Genomic DNA, 24,719 nt, shown 5'->3' with positions numbered 1-24,719 from the left:
GATATCGCCGCCATCTTGAGGCCAGACACCACACTCCGGTACCGCCGACGCCGGTACCGACAACCGTTTTCACAGGAGGCATCGGATGGACGATTGGCTGGCATATCTCACGGCCCAGGGCGGACGCCAGTCGAATGAGCACGACTGGGTGTTCCCGAACAGCGATCACGGCTCCGCCAGTGACGGCACACACCTGGTACCGCTCACCCACCTGAGTATCCTCGAATGCGACGGCCCCGATGCGGCTCGCTTTCTGCAGGGTCAGACCAGCGCCAACGTCGAGCATGCGGATGGCGACTTCGCGCCCCTGACCGCCTTCTGTACGCCGAAGGGGCGCATGATCGCCAATGCCGAAGTCCTCAAGGTATCCGCCGAACGCTACTGGCTGCTGCTGCACGCCTCGCTGGCCGCTTCCCTGGCGACTCATCTCGGGAAATACGCCCCTTTCTACAAGGTGAAGCTGAGCCATCGCCAGGATCTGGCCCTGATCGGCATGATCGGGCGCCCCGAGTCGTGGACGTCCGTTGCCGGCCTGCCCCGTCTCGACTGGCACATGACTCAGCAGGAGGGCATCGTCGCCTTGCGCCAGCCCGCCGGCCAGCCCCGCGCGATGCTGATCCTGCCAGCCGCCGAGGCCGCAACACGATGGGAGTCGTTGAGCCAGTCCGCCAGCGCCGCGAATACGATTCTGTGGCGGCGTGCGGATATCGATGCCGGCGTCGCCTGGCTCACCGCCGATCACAGCGACGCCTTTCTGCCGCAGATGATCAACTGGGAAGCCTTGGGCGGCATCAGCTTTCGCAAGGGCTGCTACACCGGCCAGGAAGTGGTGGCAAGGGCGCATTTCCGGGGGCAGGTCAAAAGACGCCTGCGGATCGCCTCGCTGGAAGGCAGATCGCTGCCCGTTATCGGCGAGGAGATTCGCAATGGCGAGGCCAAGCGCGTGGGCGAGATATTCCAGGCAGTCAACGACGACGATTCCGGGTCCTGCGCCGTCCTGGCCGTTCTCAACACCAGCCAGGACGAGGAATCGCCACTGTTCGTCGGCGAACGTCACTTGGTGTTGCGCGAGCTGCCCTATCCTCTCGAACGTCTCGATCCCGAGTCCGTCGTCGACGGGACCGCGACCGCCTGACGACGACGGCTTCCACTCAGGGCGACGCCGCCTCCAGTCGGAAGAGCCGGTGGGTATTGTCCCAGGCGCTGGCGGCGACCCAGTCGGCATCCTGGCCCCGCAACAGCGCGACACGGGCCAGGGTCTCGTCGAGATGGGCGGGCTCGTTGCGCTGCCCCTGACGCCCGGCCAACGGCATGTCGGGGCTATCGGTCTCGAGCACGAAGCCGTCGTCGGGTATCGCCCTTACCGCCCGATGCAAGCGCTTGGCGCGATCGTAGGTGACAGCACCGCCAAGCCCGAGCCGGTAGCCGAGATCCACGAAACGCTTGGCCTGTTCCGGGCTGCCGCCGAAGGCGTGAATCAGGCCGCGCGCCGGAAGATCGAGCTGCTTCAGTCGCTTGGCCACCTGATCATCGGCGTGGACGCAGTGGATGATGACCGGCAGCCGATACCGCTTCGCCAGCTGCAGTTGCGCTTCGAACAGCTCCCATTGACGCTCCAGCGTCGCCTCGAATCTGGCGTCGATCCCGCACTCGCCAATGCCGACGAGTCGATCGCCGGGCGCCACGGCCTTCTCCAGCGCCTCGAGATCACCGGCGGCGTGCTGGGCGATGAAATAGGGGTGCAGCCCGAGCGCCACTACCACGTCGGCACGCTCCCCCAGGCTCAACACCGCCCCCCAGCGCTCACGCGTCGTTCCCGGCACCATGAAACGCGAAACGCCAACCGCATGGGCACGTTCGAAGACGGCTTGGCGATCGGCGTCGAAACTGTCGAAATCGAGGTGACAGTGGGCGTCGAACAGCATGACTCAGGTCGCGGCTGTCCCTTGCGGCTCGGGGTCCGACACCGGCAGGTCGGCAGTGCAGTGGCCGCACTTGGTCGCCTTGACCGGGATCGTCATGAAGCAGTAGGGGCAGGCCTTGTCCGTCGGCGCCTTGGGCGCAACGGCCTCCTCGCGCTTCATGCGGTTGATGCTGCGCACCAGCAGGAACACCACAAAGGCCACGATGACGAAGCTGATCACGGCGTTGAGAAACAGGCCGTAGTCCAGAGTGACGGCGCCAGCTTGCTGGGCGGCTGCGAGCGAGGCGTAGGGTCCCGCCGTGGCGCCTTCCTTGAGCACGACGAAGAAGTTGGAGAAGTCGACACCACCGATCAGCAGCCCGAGGATCGGGTTCATCACGTTCTTGACCAGGCTCTGCACGATCAGCGTGAACGCACCGCCAATGATGATACCCACCGCCATATCGACGACGTTGCCCTTGACGGCAAACTCTCGGAACTCCTTCAGGAACTTGGAAGCCATCGACATTCTCCTTTTTTGGTCGATCGCACGACGCTTGTTAGGGGGGGGCCGCCATCCGCCGGGCCGCGACGCTAGTCAGCATGGCCCAACCGCCCGGGAGCGGCAAGATGAAATCGCCTCCCCCGGGCAGTGCCAGAACGGCCGCGTCTCAGTGCTCGCGGGTGGCCCGGAACTCGATCTCCGGCCAGCGCTCCTGGGTCATCTGGAGATTGACCCGGGTCGGCGCCAGGTAAGTCAGGTAGTCGCCGCCATCCAGCGCCAGATTGGCGCTGCCCTTGCGCTTGAACTCGTCGAGCTTCTTCGCGTCCGGACAGTAGACCCAGCGTGCCGTGTTGACGTTGACGGGTTCGTAGAGGCAGTCGACCTTGTACTCCTCCTTGAGCCGATGGGCGACGACATCGAACTGCAGCGTACCGACCGCGCCGACGATCAGGTCGTTGTTGTCCAGCGGCAGGAAGACCTGGGTCGCGCCCTCCTCCGAGAGCTGCTGAAGCCCCTTCTGCAGCGCCTTCATCTTCAGGGGGTCGCGCAACCGCACCCGGCGGAACAGCTCCGGCGCGAAGTGCGGAATGCCGAGGAAGCGCATGTCCTCGCCGGCGGTGAAAGTGTCGCCGATCTGGATCGTGCCGTGATTGTGCAGACCGATGATGTCGCCGGGCCACGCCTCCTCGACATGGGCACGGTCGGAGGCCATGAAGGTCAGCGCATCGGCGATCTTGACCTCCTTGCCGATCCGGACGTGACGCATCTTCATGTTGCGTTCGTACTTGCCGGAACAGATTCGCAGAAACGCCACCCGGTCCCGGTGCTTGGGATCCATGTTGGCCTGAATCTTGAACACGAAGCCGGAGAAGCGGCCATCTTCGGCGACCACTTCCCGCGTATCGGTCTCCCGCACCTGGGGCGTCGGTGCGAACTCGACGAATCCGTTGAGCATTTCCCGGACACCGAAATTACCCATCGCCGTGCCGAAGTAGACCGGCGACAGCTCGCCGCGACGGTAGGCTTCCAGATCGAACGGATGGGACGCGCCTCGCACCAGTTCGACCTCCATCCGCAGCTCTTCCGCCGCGCTCTCGCCCAGTACCCGGTCCACTTCGGGACTGTCCAGTCCTTCGATGCGCTTGTCTTCCGGAATCCGGTTGCCCTGGCCCTGGGTGTAGAGATGGATGACGTCGTCGTAGAGGTGATAGACCCCCTTGAACGCACGGCCCATGCCGATCGGCCAGGTCATCGGCGCGCAGGCAATATCGAGAACCGTCTCGATCTCGTCCATCACTTCGATGGGATCCCGGGTCTCGCGATCCATCTTGTTGATGAAGGTCAGGATTGGCGTAGTGCGCAGCCGACAGACCTCCATCAACTTGATGGTACGGTCTTCGACACCCTTGGCCGCATCGATGACCATCAGCGCCGAGTCCACGGCGGTCAGGGTGCGATAGGTATCCTCGGAAAAATCTTCGTGCCCCGGGGTGTCGAGCAGGTTGACGATGCGCCCGTTGTAGGGGAACTGCATCACCGAGGTGGTGACGGAGATGCCGCGCTCCTGCTCCATTTTCATCCAGTCGGAGGTGGCGTGGCGCTCCGCCCGCTTGCTCTTGACCGAGCCGGCCAACTGAATGGCGTTGCCGAATAGCAACATTTTCTCGGTGATCGTCGTCTTCCCCGCATCGGGGTGACTGATGATGGCGAAGGTGCGGCGTAGGGCCGCTTCCTGGGCGAGCTGAGCATCTGACATGAAAGGCTTCACTGACTGGGGCGGCACTCACGCGGCGTGGCCGGGAGGTCGCGGGGAATCGAAGATGGCGGCGATTGTACGCGCTGATCCCGCAGAGTTGTAGCCGCCCGACCCGCCGGATACCACCGGCCGGACCTGCGACAAATGGACACTGCCCTCGCCACCCCGGCGGCCATGTCCGGGCTCACGCCGCTTCCCGGCATTGCGTTAACATGGCGACGACGCTGGCGGCGCTGCCGAGCCAGCCCCATCGTCACTGCTGGCAACTTCGACGCCGTCACCCGACTCGATCCCGGAGAGACCATGCTGCAACCGCTTCCGCTCTCGACGCCGAACCGCAACCTGGTTCGCCTGACGATCGTCCGCGGTATCACCTGGACCGGTTTCCTCGCCGCGATCATCTTCGGCATCGAGGTGCTGGGATTCCAGTTGCACGTTCTTCCGGTCATCAGCGTCATCGTTGCCATGGGCCTGTTCAACGTGGCGACCTGGTGGCGACTGGGCCGGCCCCGCGCGGTCACCGATACCGAATACCTGCTGCACTGGCTGGTCGACATCGCCGGATTGAGCCTGCTGTTCTACTACACCGGCGGCTCGAGCAACCCCTTCATCACCTACCTGCTGGTACCGCTGGGGATCGCCGCCGCCACCCTGCCGTGGTTCCACGCCTGGGTCATCGCGATAGCGGCCACCGCCAGTTACACCACCATGATGCTGTTCTACGAGCCGGTCCCGCAGTTGACCAACAGCACGGTCGTCTTTGGCGTCCAGCTGCATACCCTGGGCATGTGGCTGAACTTCATTCTTTCCGGCAGCCTGTTGACCTTCTTCATTTTCAAGATGGCGCACACCTTGCGGCGACGTGACCTGACCCTGTCGCGCACTCGCGAGGCGGCGCTGCGCAACGAGCAGATCCTGGCCGTTGCAACCCAGGCTGCCGGCACGGCGCATGAGCTCGGCACGCCGCTATCGACGATGGCGGTGCTGCTCAAGGAGATGCGCCACGAGGCCAGCGACCAGCCATCGCTGGTGGAGGATATCGACCTGCTGCGTCATCAGGTCGACACCTGCAAGCAGCGCCTGCAGACCCTCGTCGCCAATGCGGATCGGCGGCGCCTGGAGAAGCCCGAGACGCTTCGCGCCACCCCCTGGCTCCAGAACCTGATCCAGCGCTGGCTGGTGCTGCGTCCCGATGTCAACCATCGCCTGGAAGTGCTCGGCAAGCGCGGCCAGCCGACCATCGCCGTCGACGCCACGCTGGAGCAGGCGATGATCAACCTGCTCAACAACGCCGCCGATGCCAGCCCCGATGCCGTCGTCACCAGCCTCGACTGGAACGCCGACGAAGTGGTCATCGACATCCGCGACCACGGCCCGGGCGTACCGATGTCGATCGCGGATCAGTTGGGCGACACTTTCATCTCGACCAAGAGCAAAGGCATGGGAATCGGGCTGTTCCTCACCCACGCCACCGTCAACCGGTTCGGTGGCGGCGTGAGTCTCTACAACCACGAGGAAGGCGGCACCCTGACGGAGGTCAAGCTCCCCCGCATCAAGGTCGGCGAGAGCCTGTAGCGCTGCTGTCGATCGTCAATCATTCGCCAAGGAGAACCACCGATGAGCGATCCGGAACGTCTGCTGATCGTCGACGACGACGAACAACTCTGTTTCGTCATGGAGCGCGCCATGCGGCGCCGGGGCTACGACGTGGTCGTCGCCCATACTCATGACCAGGCCCTGGCGGCCGCGAGGGAAGCACCGCCCGCCCTGGCGACGCTCGACCTGAAGCTGGAGTCGGACTCCGGCCTCAAGCTGCTACCGGCTCTGCTGGAAGTGGCGCCCGCGTGTCGCATCGTGGTGCTGACGGGCTACTCGAGCATCGCCACCGCCGTGGAAGCGATGAAACTCGGTGCCGTCAATTACCTGTGCAAGCCAGCCGACGCCGATGAGATCCTGCAGTCGCTCGAGCGCGAGAGCGGCGATGTCGACGTGGAAATCGCCGACAATCCCCCCTCGGTGAACCGGGTCACCTGGGAGCACATCCAGAAAGTGCTGCATGAACACGACGGCAATATCTCGGCAACGGCCCGGGCCCTGGGCATGCATCGGCGAACCCTGCAGCGTAAACTCCAGAAGCGCCCGGTGCGGCACTAGATCACCGCCCGGCGCCACCTCGGCATCGCGCTGCGTCGATCGGGCTCGCCGTATGGGGCCGGTCGACGCCGTCATGCAGACAAGTTCCCCGTTCGTCCCGACGATTCCGCCGATCGCCGGGACCACGCCATTTCCCCGACAGGAGTTCAACGTGGACCACCCCCAACGCCTCGACTCGGTGATCCGTATCGCCCGACAGGCCGGCGACATGATCGTCCAGGCTCGCCGGAAGCAAAATTTCTCCCGCCAGTACAAGGGTGGTGACGAGCTGGTGACCGAAATCGACGTCGCTGTCGATCACATGATCGCCAGCGAGCTGGAGACCCTGTTTCCAGGCGAGGCAAGGCTGACCGAGGAGCTGACCCCGGACCGCAGCCAACTCGAACAGGACGGCCCGCTGTGGGTCGTGGACCCCATCGACGGTACTGTCAATTTCGCCTACGGCCACGCCCATGTCGCCGTGTCGATCGCCCTGGCGTTCGACGGCGAGGTCCAACTCGGCGTGGTTCACGCCCCGTTTCTCGGCGAGACTTTCACCGCCGTGCGTGACCAGGGTGCCCATCTCAATGGTGAGCCGATGGCGTGCAGCCAGTCGGAAACCCTCGAGAGAAGCCTGGTCGGGACGGGCTTTCCCTACGCGCGCGACAAACGCGGCCCGCTGGTCAAGCGCTTGAACCATGTCCTGCACGCCTGCCGCGACGTGCGCCGCAACGGCTCCGCGGCGCTGGACCTCTGTCATGTGGGCTGCGGCCAGCTCGATGCCTACTATGAAAGCGTCTCGCCCTGGGATTTCGCCGCCGGGCTGCTGATCGCTCGTGAAGCCGGCGCGAAGACGAGTCATCTCTACGAATGCCCCCGCAATCTACCGGCGGAACTCTACGGCGAAAACCTGCTGGTCACAGCGCCCGGCATCCATCGAGCGCTGGGGGATCTGCTGCGGGATGCCGACGCCGGGCGGCGTCTCGAACCATAGTGGCTTGCAATGATGGACGTAGAGAGACTCTATTGGGCCGTGCGGGTTTAATACGAAAGAATAACCCCCATCTTTTCTCAGGCTTTACACCCATCCAATTGCCTTTCCCAGCAACAGGAGACACACGATGCTGACTGTCATTTTCGGCCGTCCCGGCTGCCCTTTCTGTGTTCGCGCCAAGGAGCTGTCGGAAAAACTGAAGGAGGCGCGAGACGATTTCGATTTCCGTTACATCGATATCCATGCGGAAGGCATCACCAAAGCCGACATGGAGAAGACCATCGGCAAGCCGGTAGAGACCGTGCCGCAGATCTTCGTCGACCAGACCCATATCGGTGGCTTCACCGAGTTCGACCAGTACGTGCGGGACAAGGCACTGATGCCCGAAAACGCCTGACGGGAAACGGCGCCCGACGCCACGACAGACACTGACAGCCACTTCAGAAGCCGGCATTCGCCGGCTGCTGCCGTTTCGGCCAGCGACAAGCATGCGCCTGCGGCGGCCAGGCAAGCTCATGCCGGCTGCAGCCCGGACTCTTCCTGTACCTCTTCCAGCTCCCCCTCCAGATTCAATTCGTACTGGTAGGGGCCATGCCGCGGGTCCAGCTCGTTGATGTAGTGGGTCGATTCCACCATCGGCACTAGCGGCGTGTACGGCTCCTGCTCCTCCGGTGCCTTGACCGGCTCGCGGCGCCACAACCGATAGGCGATGAACAGCGCCAGACCCAGCGCGGCCGCGCCGAGGAACAGCCAGAGGCCATCCGGCCCCACGCTGTGCATCAGTAGCGACGCACTGAAGGGCCCGACGATGGAGCCCACGCCGTAACACATCAGGACCTTCGCATTGGCCTGGATGGTCTCTTCCGGTTCGAGCCAGTCATGGGTGTGGGCCAGGCTCAGCGAGTAAAGGGTGTGCAGCATCGCGGTATGGAAGCTCGCGACGAAAACCAGCAGCCAGTAACTCGATCTCGCGGCGAACACGATCAGCACGCCGGATATCGTCATCACCAGCGCCATGCACAGGATGACCTTGCGGCGGTCGAAGCGATCAGAAACCCTTCCCAGCGTCCACTGCGCGATAAGCGCCACCAGCGTGGTGATCGACATGAATTTCGCCGTCTGAGCGGTCGTGAGGCCGATCTCCTGGCCATAGTAAGGGGTCATTGCGAAGAAGGCCTGGACCATGAGCCCCGCCACGAACGCCCCTACCAGCCCGACCGGCGCCCGAGTCATCAAGGTTCGCAGCGAAATCTTGGCGGACACGTCGTGACTGCTGCGCAACGGCCCCTGGATACGGTGGATCGAAAGCGGCACCAGCGATAGTGCGAACAGGACGCCGGCTACCGAAAACAGCACGAAGGTGGCCGGATCCGCCATGTTGAGCATCCACTGGCCGCCCGCCAGGGAGAGCGTCGAGATCACCAGATACCAACCCAGTACCCGACCACGATTCTCGTTGGTGGACTCTCCCGAGACCCAGGACTCCATCACCATCAACAGCCCCGCGGTCGCCGCGCCGCCAAACAGCCGCCAGACCAGCCATGCCCAGGGATTGACCCAGAGCCCATGGAGTATCGCCGTCGCTGCCAGCAACGCCCCACAGGCCGCGAACACGCGGATGTGACCGACGCTACGTATGCGCTTCTCCAGCCAGTAGCTGCCCGCGACGAAGCCCAGCGAGAAGCAGGACATGAGCAGACCCGCCATCTGGGAAGGAAACGCTTCCAGCGACATGCGCACGCCGAGCAGCGTCATGATCAGTCCGTGCCCCAGCAGGAAACTGATTTCACACAGGAACAGGATCGGCAGGGTCGCGGGTAGTGAACGCAACGAGGTTCTCCGTCAGGCGTCGATGGGGAAACCCGGCGCAGCACATCGAATCGCGTCGAAGAGCGCCGAATGTCGAGATCAGAAGGCCATGGCGGCGGCAGTCTATCAACTCGAAGCGGTTCTTGCCGAGACCACTCGTCCAGCCTGCATTCCGGGGACCGACACGAATTATTCACATCTTCTGTGGATAACACTGTGCATTTCCGGTGGCCGATGGCGATGGCCGCCGACCCTACCGACACCGGTCTTAGATTGGTTAGTTTTTCGGCAATGATGGATCTCAACCTTTCCGGGATTCCGCCCCAGAATTCGCGTCGACCACCACGCGGCGTCGGGATCCCGGCCGAAGCGCTGTGCAGCCTGGCGACATTCCAGTAACATCGAGCCAAGTCATTGATGGAGAATGGCATGTCGACCCTGAAAGGGTGCGTCAGCGTCCTGCTGCTGGTTCTCAATACGCTCTTCTGGGGTATGCCTCTGGTGGCGCTGACGATACTGAAACTGGTGACCCCCACCCGGCGCTGGCGCCTTGGGGTGCTCGGCGGTCTCCACTGGATCGCCCTCGCCTGGGTGAAAACCAACAATGTCTGGATTCGCCGCTGGATTCGTCCCACGATCCACGCCGACCTCCCCGACTCGCTCTCTCCACGCCGGTGGTGGCTGGTCATGGCCAATCACCAGAGCTGGACCGATATCATCGCCCTGCTCTACGTGCTGACGGGTCGCCTCTCGATGCCAAAATTCTTTCTCAAGCGAGAGCTCATTCTGGTGCCGATCGTCGGATTGGCCTGGTGGGCCCTGGAGTTCCCGTTCATGCGTCGCTACACCCGCGAGAAGCTGGCTCGGAATCCCAAGCTCGCCGAGCGGGACCGCCAGGCGACCCGGCGCATGTGCGATCATGCCCGCGAGATGCCGATGACGATCTACAACTTCGTCGAAGGGACTCGCTGCACGCCTGAGAAGCAGCGCCTTCAGAAGAGCCCCTACCGCCATCTCCTGCGGCCCAAGGCCGGCGGCGTCGCCCAGGTGATCGGGCTGCTGGGGCCGCGCCTGGACGGTATCATCGACGTCACCCTGCACTACCGTCGGGGCACCCCCAACTTCTGGGACTTCCTGTGCGGGCGCGAGGCCGACGTCGCGATCGTCGCGAGATGTCTCGACAGGCCGCAGTGGATGCTGGACGGGGGCTACGACGATGCCCAATACAAGGAACGTTTCTACACATGGTTGAATGCACTGTGGCAGGAAAAAGACGCGGCGCTCTCCTCCTACTCCTGGGATTGATGCTCCTGCTCGCGGGCTGCGCGAGTGGGGGTGGCGGCCAGGCCCGCATCGCCGACGGCGGTGGCTGGGTGACGGTGCAGCGTGGCGACACGCTGGGCAAGATCGCGGACCAGGCGGGCATACCGCTGCTCCGGCTCCAGCGCTTCAACCCCGGCGTGGATTCGCGCCGCCTTGCGGTCGGCCAGCGCCTGCTGCTGCCTTCGCAACAGGAGCGCGCGCCCGGTGGCGGCCCTTACCGTTACCAGGTGAGACGAGGCGACTCCCTCTACTCGATCGCGCGATACTTCGGCGCCAATCCGCAGCGTGTCCAGGCCGCAAACGCGGGCATCGATCCCTCGCAGCTGGCCGTCGGCCAGTTGATCCAGGTACCGCTGGCGGGCGGCTCGGCGGGCCGCCGCCCATCATCGCCAACACCGGCGGCATCCCGATCGCTGCCCGATCCCGGCCCGCTCCCTTCGTCGGCAAGGGGCTGGCGCTGGCCCTTGGAGAACTACACCATCGAGCGCCGGTTCGGACGAGATGCCCACGGTACACTGCAGCCCATGATGCTGACGACATCCTCGCCTGCCACGGCCAGGGCAACCACCTCGGGCAAGGTCAGATTCGCCAGTGGCATGCGTCAATTGGGCCAGGTCGTCATCCTCCACCACGCCGACAACATGCAGAGTGTCTATGCGTTCTGCGACAAGTTGATGGTATCGGAGGGGCAATCGGTATCCGCCGGCACCCCGCTGTGCGAGATCGGAAAGGAGAGCGACAGCAGCCGCTATCATCTGCTTTTCGATCTCCGCCATGGCGGCAAGCCCGTGGACCCCGCACGCGTGCTACGCTAATCAACGGTGTCATGAATTCGTCATTACCGTGACGCATTGACGTCATCGGCAGCCCCCAGTATCGGAGACCGGTTCGAACACGGTTGGCGATCGGGCTGGACTGCTGGAGAGCCTCGCTGGCGTGGAAGGAGTGGTGAAGATGCGTGTAGCCCTGGTCAGTGAAACCTGGGCGCCGGAGGTCAACGGCGTGGCTCATACCCTGAGCCAGCTCGCCAGCCATCTGGCATCCAAGGGGGTCCTGCTTCAGCTGGTTCGTCCCAGCCCGGTGAATGGCGAGCGTGACGCCCTGGCTGAACGAGACATTCACGTCAGGGGAATCGCCCTTCCCATCTATGCCGACGTGCACATCGGCTTGCCGTGCCGCCGCCGGCTGATCCGGCTCTGGCGACAGGAGCGTCCGGACGCCATCTACATCGCGACCGAAGGTCCACTCGGCTGGTCGGCGCTGAATGCCGCTCGAAACCTGCGGATCCCGGTGGTCAGCGGCTTTCATACCAACTTCGACCAGTATGCCAGCAACTATCATCTCGGCTGGAGCATCCCCATCGCTCGCCGGGGTCTACGGTATTTCCACAATCGCTGCGAAGCGACCCTGGTCCCCACCGCGGCACAACAGCAAATGCTCGAGAGCAGCGGATATCGGCGGGTCTCGGTACTCGCCCGGGGCGTCGATGCTCAACGCTATCGCCCCTCGCGCCGGGACGTCGAGCTCAGACGCGAATGGGGAGCCGGTCCGCACCAGCCGGTGGCGCTCTACGTCGGACGGCTCGCCAGCGAGAAGAATATCGACCTGCTGGCCGACACGATGGCGGCGATGCAGCGTGCCAATCCGGCGCTGGTACAGGTCCTGGTCGGAGACGGGCCGGCACGCAAGACGATCGCCAGGCGCCTGCCAGAGGCCATATTCACGGGTTTCAAGACAGGTGAATCGCTGGCACGGCACTATGCCAGTGCGGACATGTTCATCTTTCCCTCGCTGTCGGAGACATTCGGCAACGTCGTTCCGGAGGCCATGGCCTCCGGGCTGGCCGTGGTGGCCTTCGATCATGCGGCAGCGGGAGAGTTGATCACCGACAACATCGATGGTCGCCTGGTGCCGCCCGAAGATGCCCAAGGCTTCATCCAGGCTGCCAGCGAGCTATGCCGACAGCCTGCAATCTACGCTCGATTGGGCCGTCAGGCTCACCAGCGCGTCTCGAGCCTGAGCTGGGGCCACATTGGTGATCGCTTTCTTGCGCAGTTGATTCAAGTTCAGGGGACCCAACATGCCGCCACGCACTCAACGTCTCACGTTTGAGCGACTGGATCGCCTCGAGAGCCGGCTCAGTCACCGTCTGGCGGAGCTGTCCCGCCATGCCCCGACACTCTGGCTCTTCCGCTGCGTCAGCCGATTGGGAGACTGGCCTGCCTGGGTGTTCCTGGCCCTGTTGCAGCCGCTGCTTCACGGCCGCCAGGGCTGGTGGCTCGCGGTGCAGTGGGGCCTGACGGCCAGCGTCGCCGCCCTGCTCTACCGGCTGCTGAAGACTCGCCTGTGTCGTGAGCGACCCTATATCACCTTCACCACGATCCGCTGCACCATGCCGCCCGTGGATCGCTACAGCTTTCCCAGCGGCCATACCTTGCACGCGGTCATGTTCACCAGCCTGACCGCCGCCAGCAGCCCGCAGCTGCTGCCCGTGGTTCTGCCACTTGCCGGCCTGATCGCTGTTTCCCGCGTGATACTGGGACTCCATTACGTCAGTGACGTGATCGTGGGGGCGCTGATCGGGGCGGGCCTCGCCTGGTGCAGCGGCCTGCTGGCGCTGATGATCTGGAACTGAAGCCTCTGTATGTCCCTCCCTGACCGCTGGCAATGCGTCGCCGCCTCTCCGCCGTTGATGCTGCTCCCCGATTTCATCGCCGCCGCCGAGGCCTCCGCCATTCAGCACCGGCTCGAGCGGGAGATCGCATGGTCATCGCCGACCCTGTCGCTCTACGGCAAACGACATGTGATTCCTCGCTCCCAGTGCTGGATGGGCGATGACGGCGCTAGCTATCGCTACTCCGGTCGCGCCCTGCAGCCCTGGTCCTGGCACCCGCTGGTGGCGGATCTGCGAAACCGGGTGATCCACGCGCTCGAGGTGGCAGATCTACCCTGCCAAGACTTCAACAGTGTACTGCTGAACCGCTACGAGAGCGGCGACCAGAGAATGGGATGGCACAGCGACGACGAGCCCGAGCTGGGAGCAGATCCCATCGTCGCGTCGGTCTCGCTCGGCAGCGAACGCCCGCTTCGCTTTCGGGAAAAGCGCGCCGACGCCCGTCGCGCCTTCAACGTCTGGCTACCTCACGGCAGCCTGCTGCTGATGGGCCCCGGCGCGCAATCCCGCTGGCAACACGCGCTGGCGCCACGCGCGATCGACGGCGNNCCTGATTGAGGAGGCTTGCAAGATAACGGTATAAATCTGGAGATGTTGGGGATCAACCGCGATGGTAGTTGGCGGGCACGAAGGGCATCGGCGTGATCACCATCGGCAATCGCTTGCCGCGAACGTCGGCATAGAGCGTGGCGCCTTTCTCGGCGGCCTCGACCACGACGTAGGCCATGGCGACAGGTGCGCCTACACTGGGTCCAAAACTACCCGAGGTGACCTGCCCGACCATCTGGTCATCCGCGTCGAACAGCTTGGCCCCCTCTCGGACCGGCGCTCGGCCTTCGCCAAGCAGGCCGACACGGCGCCGACGATGATCCTTGGCCTGCAGCTGGTGCAGAACCCTGTCCGCGCCCGGGAAGCCGGCCTCCCGCTCTCCGCCAACGCGACGAGGCTTGCCCACCGCCCAGGAGAGGCTGGCTTCGACAGGCGTGGTGGTCGTGTCGATATCGTGTCCGTAGAGGCAGAGTCCAGCCTCGAGGCGCAAGGAGTCTCGCGCTCCCAGACCGATGGGCTCGACCTCCGGCTGATCGACGAACCAGCGTGCCAGTGCTTCGGTCGCCTCGGACGGTACCGAGATCTCGAAACCGTCTTCGCCGGTATAACCGCTTCTGCTTATCCAGATCTCGTTGCCCATGACCTCGAACCGGTCATGCTCCATGAAGACCAGATCGCAAGCCGCAGGACAGAGCCGCTGCATGACGGTCGCGGCATCGGGGCCCTGCAGCGCCAGCAGCCCGCGGTCGAGGACCTCGACATCGTGATTCGCCCCGAGCCCGGTGCGCAGCAGCGCGAGGTCCTGGTCCTTGCATGCGGCATTCACCACCACGTACAGCGAGTCGCCCTGGTTGACGATCATCAGGTCGTCCAGGATGCCACCTTCGCTGTTGGTGAACAGCGCGTAGCGCTGCCCTCCTTCCGCCAGCCCGACGACATCGGCGGTGACCAGGGTCTCCATCGCCTTCGCTGGCGCGGGTCCGGTCACCATCAGCTGCCCCATGTGGGAAACGTCGAACAGCCCACAGGCCCGGCGCGTATGCTCATGCTCCTTCTTGACGCCCAGCGGATACTGCACGGGCATGCTGTATCCGGCGAACGGCACCATCTTGCCACCGAGCTCTTGATGCAGCGCGAACAGCGGGGTCTGTTTCATGTCGGACATGGATGTCTCCAGATCAGGGCAGATAGAAAAACGTTACGCTTTAGGGCCGCGACCTTCCAGCTCCTCTCCCGGCAGAACCGTCTTGCCGGCGAAGTGATCCCGGGTCAGCTTGAACACCACCGGCGACAGCAGCGCCAACGCGATCAGGTTGGGAATGGCCATCATCGCGTTGAAGGTGTCCGCCACCAACCAGATGAAGTCCAGCTTCGCCATGGCCCCGACCGGCACTGCCAGCACGAACAGTATGCGATACAGCAGAATCGCGCGGTCGCCGAACAGATACTGGAAGCACTTCTCGCCGTAGAACGACCAGCCGAGAATGGTGGTGAAGGCGAATATCGACAGCGCTATCGCCACGATGTGCTGCCCGAAGCCGGGCAAGGCGCTGTCGAAGGAGAGCGAGGTCAACCCCGCACCGCTTTCGCCATCGAGCCAGTGGGTCGAGGTCAGAATCACCAGCGCGGTCATGGTGCAGACTACCAGCGTATCGATGAATGTCCCCAGCATGGCGATCAGTCCCTGACGGACCGGATTGCGGGTCTGCGCTGCGGCATGTGCGATGGGCGCGCTACCCAGGCCGGCTTCGTTGGAGAAGATCCCGCGGGCGACGCCAAAACGGATCGCCGCTGCCACTGCCGCGCCGGCGAAGCCACCACTGGCCGCAATCGGCTGGAAGGCGTGGGAGAAGATCGTGCCCAGAGCGCCACCGATCTGGTCGGCATTCAGCACCAGCACGACCACGCCGGCCGCGAAGTAGGCAACGGCCATCAACGGCACCAGCTTGCCGGCGACGCGGGAGATGCGCTTGATCCCGCCCAGGATCACCGCGCCGGCCAGCACCATGATGATCAGACCGGTCAGCCAGGCCGGCACCCCGAATGAGGTCGTCAAAGCATCCGCGACGGAGTTGGATTGAACGGTATTGCCAATGCCGAAGGCCGCCACCGCACCGAAGAACGCGAACAGCCCGCCCAGCCATGCCCACCGCTTGCCGAGCCCGTTGCGGATGTAATACATCGGGCCGCCGACATGATTGCCGGTCGAATCGGTCTCGCGGTAACGGACAGCCAGCACGGCTTCGGCGAACTTGGTCGCCATCCCCACCAGCGCCGTCAGCCACATCCAGAACACCGCGCCCGGCCCACCGAGCGCAATGGCGGTGGCGACGCCGGCGATGTTGCCGGTCCCGATGGTCGCGGAGAGCGCTGTCATCAGCGCGTTAAAGGGTGAAATCTCGCCCTCGTCGCGACTATCGGCTTCACTGCGTCGTCCCTGCCATAGCAGACTGAAACCGAGGCCAAGCTTGCGAATGGGCATCAACTTGAGCCCTAGCTGCAGGTAGATACCGACCCCAAACAGCAAGATCAGCATCAATGGCCCCCAAACGACACCATTGATGGCACTGAAAACCGCATTGAGTTGCTCCACGTCGACCTCCATTCTCACGTTGTTGTTGCTGTCGAACGGGCCAGAACGGCCAACCGCCGCCACGATCGATCATTAATAAGTCAAAGCGTGGCAACAATAGAGGATTCAACTACGCGTTCACAATTATTCCAAAGCATTCATCCAGCAGCCGCCGCCATACCCCATGTGACGGGAAGATACACCTTAGCGAAAAGCGCCTGGTGTTTCCAATAAGAAACTTTTTCCTCATCGCCATTCCGGGTGTCCGGCCCTGGCGTGGCGATGTCCTATGGCAGCGGTCGGCGACGGAGCGGCCGAGGTCGGTGGCGTATATGCCGGGGCTCTGCGGAGATCGTCTCCCGACACTGGACGTTTCGTGGATCTGGGCTCAACCTAGAAGCGCACTCCGCGCAAAGGTGCGCTGGAGACGCTCGAGACTATGCCAATCGATCCCGCATTCGTGCATAATGCTCACCAAAATTCCCCATACCGAAAACTGTTTCGTATAGGAAACTCCCATGAGCGACATCCCCAACAACCTGCTGTACACCGATAGCCACGAATGGGTGCTGGACAATGGCGACGGTACCGTGACCGTCGGTATCACCGATCATGCCCAGGAAGCCCTCGGTGACGTGGTCTTCGTCGAGCTTCCGGATCCCGGGCGGGAGCTGGACGCCGGCGACGAGTTTGGCGTCATCGAGTCGGTGAAGGCCGCCTCCGACCTTTACTCCCCCCTGGCGGGAGAGATCGTCGAGGTCAACGAGTCGCTGGAGGACGCGCCGGAAACCGTCAACGATTCACCCTATGGTGACGGCTGGATTCTCAAGCTGCAATTGACCGATCAAGGCGATCTGGAGTCGCTGATGTCGGCGGACGCCTACCGCGAACTGGTCGCCGCCGAGGAAGATCAGGACGACTGATCGCCGCCTCGTCTTTACCCGCTCGGCCGTTCGCTGCCATCGTCGTCGAACGGCCGCCCCTTTTCCCGCCAACCTCGCCGGATAGATCATGCCCACCGAGACTCGCCCTCTGACTGACCTGGCCAATCACGCCGACTTCATTCAGCGTCACAATGGCCCGAATTCTCTCGACGTCACCGAGATGCTCAAAGCGCTCGACATGTCATCGCTGGAGACGCTGATCGATCGCACCATTCCCAAGGGAATCCGACTTGGCCGGGAACTGGATCTGGATGGCCCGCGTGGCGAATCGGAGGCGTTGGACTATCTACGGGGTCTGGCCCGCCAGAACAAGGTCTTCAAGAGCTACATCGGTCAGGGCTACTATCCGACGCACCTGCCTGCCGTCATTCAGCGCAACGTGCTGGAGAATCCCGGTTGGTACACGGCCTATACGCCGTACCAACCCGAGATAGCCCAGGGACGTCTGGAGGGGCTCCTCAACTTCCAGCAGATGGTGATGGATCTGACCGGAATGGCGATTGCCAACGCCTCGCTGCTCGATGAGGCCACGGCGGCGGCGGAAGCCATGGCGCTCTGCCGGCGCGCCAACAAGAAGCAGAAGAGCCAGCGCTTCTTCGTCGCCGACAGCGTACTGCCCCAGACCCTTGACGTGCTCCGCACCCGGGCGGCCTACCTCGGATTCGAGCTGGTCGTGGCACCCGCGAGCCAGCTGGCCCAGGAAGACGTTTTCGGCGCGCTGCTGCAGTACCCCGGTGTCGACGGTGACATCGTCGATATCGAGAGCCTCGTTGCCGAGGCCCGCTCGCGCCAGATCATGACCTGCGTCGCGGCCGACCTGATGAGCCTGGTCAGGCTGAAGGAGCCTGGCGCCATGGGCGTGGACATCGTGCTGGGCAACTCCCAGCGTTTCGGCGTGCCGATGGGTTACGGCGGCCCGCATGCCGCCTTCTTCGCCGCCAGCGAAGGGCTCAAGCGCTCCCTGCCCGGCCGGGTGATCGGCGTTTCCAAGGATAGCCGTGGACGCCCGGCGCTGCGCATGGCGATGCAGACCCGCGAGCAGCACATCCGCCGCGAGAAGGCGACCTCCAACATCTGCACCGCGCAGGCGCTGCTGGCGAACATCGCCGGGTTCTACGCGACCTATCATGGTGCCGACGGACTGCGGACCATCGCCGACCGCATTCATCGCCTCACGACCCTGCTCGCACTGGGCCTGGAGCAGCATGGGATTGCGCTCAAGCACGACAGCTGGTTCGACACGCTGACGCTGTCCGGTGTCGACAGCCACCGGATTCAGGGCCGCGCATTGACGCGCGAGATCAACCTGCGCTATCCCGCCGATGGCGAAGTCGGGGTCAGCCTCAACGAAACCACCACCGCGGCCGACCTGGCGGAGCTGTTCGACGTGCTGATCGGCGAGGAGCACGGCCTTTCCGTCAGCGAGCTCGATCATCAGGCCGTCGAGGGCAACGCCTGCGGAATCCCCGCCGCCTACCGCCGTCAGAGCGACTTCCTGCAGCATCCCAACTTCCAGCGTTTTCGCAGCGAAACCGAGATGCTGCGCTATCTCAAGCGCCTGGAAAATCGCGATCTCTCGCTGACCCATGCGATGATCCCGCTGGGTTCCTGCACCATGAAGTTGAACGCCACCAGCGAGATGATACCGATCACCTGGCCCGAGTTTGCCAACATCCATCCTTTCGCTCCCGCGGCGCAGACCACCGGTTACCGCCAGATGATCACCGAGCTGAGCGATTTCCTGATCGAGATCACCGGTTACGACAGCATCTCGATGCAGCCGAACTCGGGCGCTCAGGGCGAGTACGCCGGCCTGGTCGCGATTCGGCGGTATCAGGCCGCGGTGGATGAAGGCCATCGCGATATCTGTCTGATCCCCAGCTCCGCCCATGGCACCAACCCGGCCTCCGCGGCCATGGCCCAGATGAAGGTGGTCGTCGTCGAGTGCGACCGCGATGGCAACATCGACATGGCGGACCTCGAAGCCAAGGCCGCGAAGCACAGCGCCAATCTGTCGGCCATCATGCTGACCTACCCATCGACCCACGGCGTGTTCGAAGAGAACATTCGTGACGCTTGTCGGATCGTTCATGACAATGGCGGCCAGGTCTACATCGACGGCGCCAACATGAACGCCCAGGTCGGGCTCTGTCGCCCCGGTGACTACGGCGGCGATGTCTCCCATCTCAATCTGCACAAGACCTTCTGCATTCCGCACGGCGGCGGCGGCCCGGGTATGGGCCCCATCGGCGTCAAGGCACACCTGGCGCCACACCTGCCCAATCACGTGGTGACCCCGCAGGAGGGCATCGAGAAGGATTCCGGCGCGGTTTCGGCGGCCGCCTTCGGCAGCGCCTCGATCCTGCCGATCTCCTGGGCCTACATCAAGATGATGGGCGCCCGCGGACTACGGGAAGCCACCGAGCTGGCCATCCTCAACGCCAATTACATCGCCAGGCGGCTCGAGGCGCATTATCCGGTGCTGTATCAGGGTGCCAACGGCACCGTGGCCCACGAGTGCATTCTCGATGTGCGCCCGCTCAAGGCGGCATCCGGTATCAGCGAGGAGGATATCGCCAAGCGTCTGATGGACTATGGTTTCCATGCCCCGACGATGTCGTTCCCGGTAGCGGGCACGCTGATGGTGGAACCCACCGAATCCGAGTCTCGCTACGAGATCGACCGCTTCTGCGATGCCATGATCGCGATTCGTGAAGAGATCGCCAGGGTCGAATCCGGGGAGTGGCCGAAGGACACCAACCCTCTGGTACTGGCGCCGCACACCATGACGGACGTGACCGAGGAAGCGTGGAATCGCCCCTACTCGCGGGAGACGGCGGCGTTCCCGACCGACGCCGTGCGCGAGGCCAAGTATTGGCCGGCGGTCAATCGGGTCGACAACGTCTTCGGCGATCGCAACCTGATCTGCAGCTGTCCGCCGATCGAGGCCTATCGGGAGGCTCTCTGAAGCGCACAGCAAGGACCCAACGACAACGGCCGTTGTCGTTACGCCAGGGACGGGTAGGGTTCAGTGAGCCGATTTTTAACACCACGCGGGCAAGCGCGGGCAATTTCAGACGAAGCCCTAATTCGGTTCCATGGCGGGCAGTTCGCTATAACCATATAGCGAGTTGAGTCGCTGCTGGCGAAAGGACTCGAGCAACTGGCGGTAACGCTTGGGCAGTTCGACGTCGGTTCGCGATACCAGATGCAAGGTCTCATAGACCGGTTTCGACAGCGAGACCTCCTTGACCTGGCGCTGCCATGGCGAGGTTTCCAGCACCGGGCGCGAAACGACCGTGAATCCCAGCCCCCTGGCCACCGCATCCAGAACCTGCCCCACTTCATTGGTGAAGCCCTGCCGCGGGAAGTGGCTCATGCTGCGAAACTCGCTGCCGAAGTTGCTCTTCAACAGCAGGCTCGCATTGGTGTTGCCGTCGTTGTAATTGACGAACCCGAGCGCGAGCAGTTCACCGAGACTGGTGCCGGCGAAGTCAGCCGGTACCACCAGGCACAGTGGCTCCTGGTGCCAAGCCTCGTAACTCAAGTCGGGATGCTTGCTGACTTCAGTCACGATACCGACGTCGTAACGGCCGGCCACCACATCCTGAGCAATCTCGTGGTTGAACGCGAAGCTGTAGTTGACCGTCAGCCCCGGATGCATCTGCTGATATCCCAGCAGGAAGGGGTAGAACATCAGGCCGACACTACCGGGCGAGGCAATACGACATTCACCGCTGTCCGGTGAATCATCATCCAGTGAATGGCGAAAATGCTCGTGTTCGGCGAAGAGCTTCACCGCATAGTCGTAGGCCCGACGTCCCGCGTCGGTCAACGAGAAGCGACGGCCATGTCGATTGAGCAGCGAGCGGCCGAGATACTCCTCGAGCTTGCGCACGTGCTGGCTGACGCCCGGCTGCGTCATGTCCAGCTTGCCCGCGGTCTGGGTGAAGCTACCTGTCTCGACGAGCATCATGTAGGTGCGGAAATACTGGGCGTTGAACATGGAAACGCGGATCACTCACGCTGTACGCAATTAAAGCGCTTCGATTCGATGGCCTGCTGCTGCCGAAAGTCGATAACGCCTCGTTGTCGCCTGTGGACTTTCCAATCATAACAATTTATGCCCGAACTCGCACCGTTACGTCCGAGAAAAGCCCGGCCAGGTCCTGGCCTTTCCAAGGATCCCCGGTCCCGACACCCTACCGAACCCGGGCGGCGCCACAACGGTCTGATCTGCCCTCCCGCGCCACTGCGAACTGCGATAGGGACCGGCGCCTATGTTAGCATTGACGGGCTTTCACTCAGGATTGAAAAACGCTATGTCTGATCCCTTTGCGCAGCGCGCCAAGGCCGTGCAGCAAACGCTTCTCGCGATGGAGCAGCGCGCCGATGACAGCGAGCTGTTCGCGCTCGGCTACATGATTCCCCAGATCGGTCTGGTGCAGGAAATGGCCGAATACGATCCCGCCGATGTCGAAGCGGAAGACTTCGACGCCACCTACTGGCAATGGCTGGAGAGCACTTTCGCTCAGGACAACATGAGCGACGCCGATCGCGAACAGATCGCGGGACTCTGGCAAACCGCCGCTGCGCGGGCCGAGCACTGAATCACCGAACCTATTTGCACGAGGATGCCGTCCATGCCTGAGACGCTATCGACCATCGTCTCCCCCGAGGGCAGCCTCGAGGTGCTCTCTCAGTCCGAAGTCAATCGACTCCGGGACACCTCGACCAGTGGCCTTCACGACCTGGTGCGCCGCTGCGCGCTGGCGATATTGAATTGCGACACCCCTACCGACGATGGTCTGGCGGTGATGGAGACCTACAAGGACTTCGACATCGAAGTCCTGCAGCAGGATCGCGGCATCCGACTCAAACTCTCCAATGCCCCTGCCTGCGCTTTCGTCGACGGTCGCATGATTCGCGGCGTGCGCGAGCAGTTGTCCGCCGTACTGCGTGACATCGTCTACGTCTACAACGAGATACAGAACAACCCCAAGTTCGACCTGGAGACCAACGAGGGAGCCACCAACGCGGTTTTCCACATCCTGCGTAACGCCAGCACCCTACGCACGGCGCACGAGCCAAGCATGGTGGTCTGCTGGGGCGGGCATTCGATCACCCGCGAAGAGTACGACTACACCAAGGGTGTCGGGTATCACATGGGGCTGCGCGGGTTGGACATCTGCACCGGCTGCGGTCCCGGCGCCATGAAAGGGCCCATGAAGGGCGCCAATCTTGCCCACGCTAAACAGCGACGCCATGGCAGTCGGTATCTGGGGATTTCCGAGCCCGGCATCATCGCCGCCGAGTCTCCCAATCCGATCGTCAACGAACTGGTGATCATGCCGGACATCGAGAAACGTCTGGAAGCGTTCGTGCGTATCGGGCATGGCATCGTGGTCTTCCCCGGTGGCGTGGGGACGGCGGAAGAGATTCTGTATCTGCTCGGAATCCTGATGCACCCCGACAACCGCGACATTCCCTTCCCGGTCATTTTCACCGGCCCGGAGAGCGCCCGGGACTATTTCCAGCAAATCGACGAGTTCCTGTGCTATACCCTCGGCGAGTCGGTCCGTCGTCACTATCGCATCGTTGTGGACGACCCGATCACCGTCTCTCGCCTGATGCGCGACGGCATCCAGAAGGTGGCGGAATTTCGACGCGAGCAGAACGACGCCTTCTACTTCAACTGGCGGCTCAATATCGAGCGCGGCTTCCAGCAGCCCTTCGAGCCGACTCACGAAGCCATGGCGGCGCTGGCCCTGCATCACGATCAGCCGAACCACGAACTCGCCGCCAACCTGCGCCGGGCGTTCTCGGGCATCGTCGCCGGCAACGTCAAGGAACCGGGCGTACGCGCCATCGCCGCGCGCGGCCCCTTCCGCCTGCACGCCGAGCCCGAGCTGATGGCCCGCCTGGATGCGCTATTGACATCGTTCGTCGCCCAGGGCCGCATGAAGCTGCCCGGCAGCGAATACGTGCCCTGCTACACCCTGGGCTAACGTCGACTGCCAGCGGCCTGCCCCGGATCACGATCAGGCCTGCCTGATCGTGATCCGGGGTTCTGAATCGAGTGGAAACGGTATCGAACAGGAAAGAGTGGGAAAGAGAAGCCCTTGACGGCCCCCTTTCCGGCTCTCGGGGCAACGACGATCGCCGGATGGCGTGTCGGACACGCTGGCGAGTTTCAGTCCTGCAGGACGGAAAATAGGCAGGACCCGACCGGATCTAGCGCCGTCGTCGCCAGAGACGCAGCACGACGTGTATCAGCAGTCCCAGGGCCGCCCCCTGAGAGACCACCACCGCCCAATGAACGGCCGCCACATCGATCCAGTGCCAGGCGGAGATCAGCAGACCACCGACCGCGAGACAGGCGACCAGGTGCCCCACGGCGCCGCGACAACGGTGACGCTCGGCGGCGGCCATCAGACACCACAACCCTATCAACGCGACGGTGACCACCGCAGCCAGGATGGCCAGCAGCGATAGCCGGGTCATGTCATGCAGTAGCCAGTAGCGTGGCAGCGAGACCAGCATCACCACCCACAGTCCGAGCAGCGTGCTCCAGCGCGTGGCGGTCAATGCCCGCGACGCCGCCGGTCCCTGCTGAACAGTCATCCGTTCAACCCCTGCGATGCCAGCCACTCCTCCACCCAGGGCAGCGCGGCATCATCCGCCATGAACGTCTCCATGGCATCGATCTCGAGACGTTCTCCCAATCGCTTCCCACCGAGATCGGCGAGCATCTCGTCGAGCGCCCGGCCGGCGCCGCAGAACGTGTCGCCATAAGAGCTGTCGCCCAGAGCGATCAGACCATATCGCAGGGCCACAAGACTCGGCGACCGGGTCTTCAGCTCACGGACGAATGGCACGAAATCGCCAGGAAAGTCACCGCTCCCCGTGGTGGAGACACAGAACAGTGCCAGGTCGGGCATATCATCGGTCAACGCTTCCAGCGATGGCTGCTCGACGATAGTGACGTCATAACCGGACTGTTCGAACAAGGGAGAAACCTGCTCGGCGACATCGAGCGCACCGCCGTAGACGGTACCGACAAAGATCTTCAGCTTGGACATAACACTCAGTCGACAGTTGATTTGCGCGGGAGCTTAGCACACACCGACAGCGGGGCTCACGCGCCGGAAATGAAAACGCGATCGCCTGCCAGCGTGCTGCTGGCAGGCGATCGCGAAATCCATGGGAGCAAGAGGCCAGTCCGGCGGCTTACTCTTCCTGCAACTCACCGTCGAAGCTTTCGACTCGGGCCTTGAGCTTCTGGCCGGGACGGAAAGTCACGACTCGCCGGGCGGAAATGGGGATCTCCTCGCCGGTCTTGGGATTGCGCCCAGGTCGCTCCCGCTTGTCTCTCAGGTCGAAATTGCCGAACCCGGAGAGCTTGACCTGTTCATTCTCGCGCAGACATCCGCGAATTTCCTCGAAGAACGTCTCTACCATGTACTTGGCCTCTCGCTTGGAGAAGCCAAGTTCGGTGTGAAGATGCTCCGCAAGCTCAGCTTTCGTCAGCGCTCCCATGATCGCTCCCTTCGCGCA

At 63.4% G+C, this 24,719-nt stretch carries 24 protein-coding genes; 14 read left to right on the top strand and 10 right to left on the bottom strand.

Features of this window, described 5'->3' with window-relative positions:
• Nucleotides 1–85: 85 nt before the first annotated feature.
• Nucleotides 86–1,135, top strand: a complete 1,050-nt coding sequence (gene ygfZ, locus DOM45_RS08855) for a CAF17-like 4Fe-4S cluster assembly/insertion protein YgfZ (RefSeq protein WP_110599594.1) — start codon at nucleotides 86–88, stop codon at nucleotides 1,133–1,135.
• A 16-nt stretch (nucleotides 1,136–1,151) separates the two neighbouring features.
• On the opposite strand, the gene DOM45_RS08850 is transcribed toward ygfZ, so the two are convergent.
• The 3 genes from DOM45_RS08850 to DOM45_RS08840 form a co-directional block, all read right to left on the bottom strand.
• The gene (locus DOM45_RS08850; protein WP_110599592.1) at nucleotides 1,152–1,925 is read right to left on the bottom strand and encodes a TatD family hydrolase; all 774 of its coding nucleotides are present in this window, start codon (nucleotides 1,923–1,925) and stop codon (nucleotides 1,152–1,154) included.
• Between the two features lie 3 nt (nucleotides 1,926–1,928).
• Entirely contained in the window at nucleotides 1,929–2,426 is a 498-nt protein-coding gene (mscL, locus tag DOM45_RS08845) for a large conductance mechanosensitive channel protein MscL (RefSeq protein WP_110599590.1), read from the bottom strand.
• A 148-nt stretch (nucleotides 2,427–2,574) separates the two neighbouring features.
• Nucleotides 2,575–4,164, bottom strand: a complete 1,590-nt coding sequence (locus DOM45_RS08840) for a peptide chain release factor 3 (RefSeq protein WP_110599588.1) — start codon at nucleotides 4,162–4,164, stop codon at nucleotides 2,575–2,577.
• Nucleotides 4,165–4,467: 303 nt separating this feature from the next.
• Here DOM45_RS08840 and DOM45_RS08835 point away from each other — a divergent pair, with 303 nt between their 5' ends.
• The 4 genes from DOM45_RS08835 to DOM45_RS08820 all read left to right on the top strand — a co-directional run bounded on the left by DOM45_RS08835 (nucleotide 4,468) and on the right by DOM45_RS08820 (nucleotide 7,688).
• Nucleotides 4,468–5,739 (top strand): ATP-binding protein, encoded by a 1,272-nt coding sequence (locus tag DOM45_RS08835; RefSeq protein WP_110599586.1) that lies wholly within the window; start codon nucleotides 4,468–4,470, stop codon nucleotides 5,737–5,739.
• Between the two features lie 42 nt (nucleotides 5,740–5,781).
• Complete coding sequence (locus tag DOM45_RS08830) at nucleotides 5,782–6,318, top strand: response regulator transcription factor (RefSeq protein ID WP_110599584.1); 537 nt, start codon at nucleotides 5,782–5,784, stop codon at nucleotides 6,316–6,318.
• Nucleotides 6,319–6,469: 151 nt separating this feature from the next.
• The gene (locus DOM45_RS08825) at nucleotides 6,470–7,291 is read left to right on the top strand and encodes an inositol monophosphatase family protein (protein ID WP_280951676.1); all 822 of its coding nucleotides are present in this window, start codon (nucleotides 6,470–6,472) and stop codon (nucleotides 7,289–7,291) included.
• A 127-nt stretch (nucleotides 7,292–7,418) separates the two neighbouring features.
• A complete protein-coding gene (locus DOM45_RS08820) occupies nucleotides 7,419–7,688 on the top strand; it encodes a GrxA family glutaredoxin (protein ID WP_110599582.1) in 270 nt (89 codons plus the stop codon).
• 116 nt (nucleotides 7,689–7,804) lie between these two features.
• Here DOM45_RS08820 and DOM45_RS08815 read toward each other — a convergent pair whose 3' ends face one another.
• Complete coding sequence (locus tag DOM45_RS08815) at nucleotides 7,805–9,121, bottom strand: MFS transporter (protein ID WP_110599580.1); 1,317 nt, start codon at nucleotides 9,119–9,121, stop codon at nucleotides 7,805–7,807.
• A gap of 408 nt (nucleotides 9,122–9,529) precedes the next feature.
• Between DOM45_RS08815 and DOM45_RS08810 the strand changes: the two genes are divergently transcribed.
• From DOM45_RS08810 to DOM45_RS08790, 5 genes are all read left to right on the top strand, one after another.
• The gene (locus DOM45_RS08810; RefSeq protein WP_110599578.1) at nucleotides 9,530–10,405 is read left to right on the top strand and encodes an acyltransferase; all 876 of its coding nucleotides are present in this window, start codon (nucleotides 9,530–9,532) and stop codon (nucleotides 10,403–10,405) included.
• A complete protein-coding gene (locus tag DOM45_RS08805) occupies nucleotides 10,405–11,238 on the top strand; it encodes a murein hydrolase activator EnvC family protein (RefSeq protein ID WP_240612338.1) in 834 nt (277 codons plus the stop codon). Before DOM45_RS08810 ends, DOM45_RS08805 begins: the two co-directional genes overlap by 1 nt.
• Nucleotides 11,239–11,377: 139 nt before the next feature.
• Complete coding sequence (locus DOM45_RS08800) at nucleotides 11,378–12,535, top strand: glycosyltransferase family 4 protein (RefSeq protein WP_110599574.1); 1,158 nt, start codon at nucleotides 11,378–11,380, stop codon at nucleotides 12,533–12,535.
• The gene (locus DOM45_RS08795; RefSeq protein ID WP_110599572.1) at nucleotides 12,504–13,058 is read left to right on the top strand and encodes a phosphatase PAP2 family protein; all 555 of its coding nucleotides are present in this window, start codon (nucleotides 12,504–12,506) and stop codon (nucleotides 13,056–13,058) included. The genes DOM45_RS08800 and DOM45_RS08795 overlap by 32 nt, the downstream gene beginning before the upstream one ends.
• A gap of 9 nt (nucleotides 13,059–13,067) precedes the next feature.
• Nucleotides 13,068–13,655: an alpha-ketoglutarate-dependent dioxygenase AlkB family protein gene (locus DOM45_RS08790; protein ID WP_240612337.1), complete on the top strand. Its 588-nt coding sequence runs from the start codon at nucleotides 13,068–13,070 to the stop codon at nucleotides 13,653–13,655.
• Nucleotides 13,656–13,698: 43 nt separating this feature from the next.
• On the opposite strand, the gene gcvT is transcribed toward DOM45_RS08790, so the two are convergent.
• Together gcvT and DOM45_RS08780 are read right to left on the bottom strand one after the other, a co-directional pair.
• A complete protein-coding gene (gene gcvT, locus DOM45_RS08785; RefSeq protein WP_110599570.1) occupies nucleotides 13,699–14,811 on the bottom strand; it encodes a glycine cleavage system aminomethyltransferase GcvT in 1,113 nt (370 codons plus the stop codon).
• Between the two features lie 33 nt (nucleotides 14,812–14,844).
• Nucleotides 14,845–16,239 (bottom strand): alanine/glycine:cation symporter family protein, encoded by a 1,395-nt coding sequence (locus tag DOM45_RS08780; protein WP_110600432.1) that lies wholly within the window; start codon nucleotides 16,237–16,239, stop codon nucleotides 14,845–14,847.
• A 497-nt stretch (nucleotides 16,240–16,736) separates the two neighbouring features.
• Here DOM45_RS08780 and gcvH point away from each other — a divergent pair, with 497 nt between their 5' ends.
• Both gcvH and gcvP read left to right on the top strand, forming a co-directional pair.
• Nucleotides 16,737–17,141 carry a glycine cleavage system protein GcvH gene (gene gcvH / locus DOM45_RS08775; RefSeq protein WP_110599568.1) on the top strand — a complete coding sequence of 135 codons (405 nt, stop codon included), beginning with the start codon at nucleotides 16,737–16,739 and terminating at the stop codon, nucleotides 17,139–17,141.
• 88 nt (nucleotides 17,142–17,229) lie between these two features.
• Nucleotides 17,230–20,130 (top strand): aminomethyl-transferring glycine dehydrogenase, encoded by a 2,901-nt coding sequence (gcvP, locus tag DOM45_RS08770; RefSeq protein ID WP_110599566.1) that lies wholly within the window; start codon nucleotides 17,230–17,232, stop codon nucleotides 20,128–20,130.
• A 117-nt stretch (nucleotides 20,131–20,247) separates the two neighbouring features.
• On the opposite strand, the gene DOM45_RS08765 is transcribed toward gcvP, so the two are convergent.
• Nucleotides 20,248–21,168, bottom strand: coding sequence for a LysR family transcriptional regulator (locus DOM45_RS08765; protein ID WP_110599564.1), 921 nt, complete (start codon nucleotides 21,166–21,168; stop codon nucleotides 20,248–20,250).
• Between the two features lie 274 nt (nucleotides 21,169–21,442).
• Between DOM45_RS08765 and DOM45_RS08760 the strand changes: the two genes are divergently transcribed.
• Together DOM45_RS08760 and ppnN are read left to right on the top strand one after the other, a co-directional pair.
• Nucleotides 21,443–21,772 (top strand): YfcL family protein, encoded by a 330-nt coding sequence (locus DOM45_RS08760; RefSeq protein WP_110599562.1) that lies wholly within the window; start codon nucleotides 21,443–21,445, stop codon nucleotides 21,770–21,772.
• 33 nt (nucleotides 21,773–21,805) lie between these two features.
• Entirely contained in the window at nucleotides 21,806–23,170 is a 1,365-nt protein-coding gene (gene ppnN / locus DOM45_RS08755; RefSeq protein ID WP_110599560.1) for a nucleotide 5'-monophosphate nucleosidase PpnN, read from the top strand.
• 226 nt (nucleotides 23,171–23,396) lie between these two features.
• Here ppnN and DOM45_RS08750 read toward each other — a convergent pair whose 3' ends face one another.
• From DOM45_RS08750 to ihfA, 3 genes are all read right to left on the bottom strand, one after another.
• Nucleotides 23,397–23,786, bottom strand: a complete 390-nt coding sequence (locus DOM45_RS08750; RefSeq protein WP_110599558.1) for a hypothetical protein — start codon at nucleotides 23,784–23,786, stop codon at nucleotides 23,397–23,399.
• On the bottom strand, nucleotides 23,783–24,244 hold the full coding sequence (locus tag DOM45_RS08745) for a flavodoxin domain-containing protein (RefSeq protein WP_110599556.1): 462 nt from the start codon (nucleotides 24,242–24,244) through the stop codon (nucleotides 23,783–23,785). Before DOM45_RS08745 ends, DOM45_RS08750 begins: the two co-directional genes overlap by 4 nt.
• A gap of 148 nt (nucleotides 24,245–24,392) precedes the next feature.
• On the bottom strand, nucleotides 24,393–24,701 hold the full coding sequence (ihfA, locus tag DOM45_RS08740; protein WP_110599554.1) for an integration host factor subunit alpha: 309 nt from the start codon (nucleotides 24,699–24,701) through the stop codon (nucleotides 24,393–24,395).
• Between the last annotated feature and the right edge of the window lie 18 nt (nucleotides 24,702–24,719).

This window comes from Salinicola lusitanus (assembly GCF_003206045.1).
Taxonomy (GTDB): Bacteria; Pseudomonadota; Gammaproteobacteria; order Pseudomonadales; family Halomonadaceae; genus Salinicola; species Salinicola lusitanus.
The sequence above is the reverse complement of the archived record's forward strand: the minus strand, read 5'-3'. Positions and strand labels throughout refer to the sequence as shown.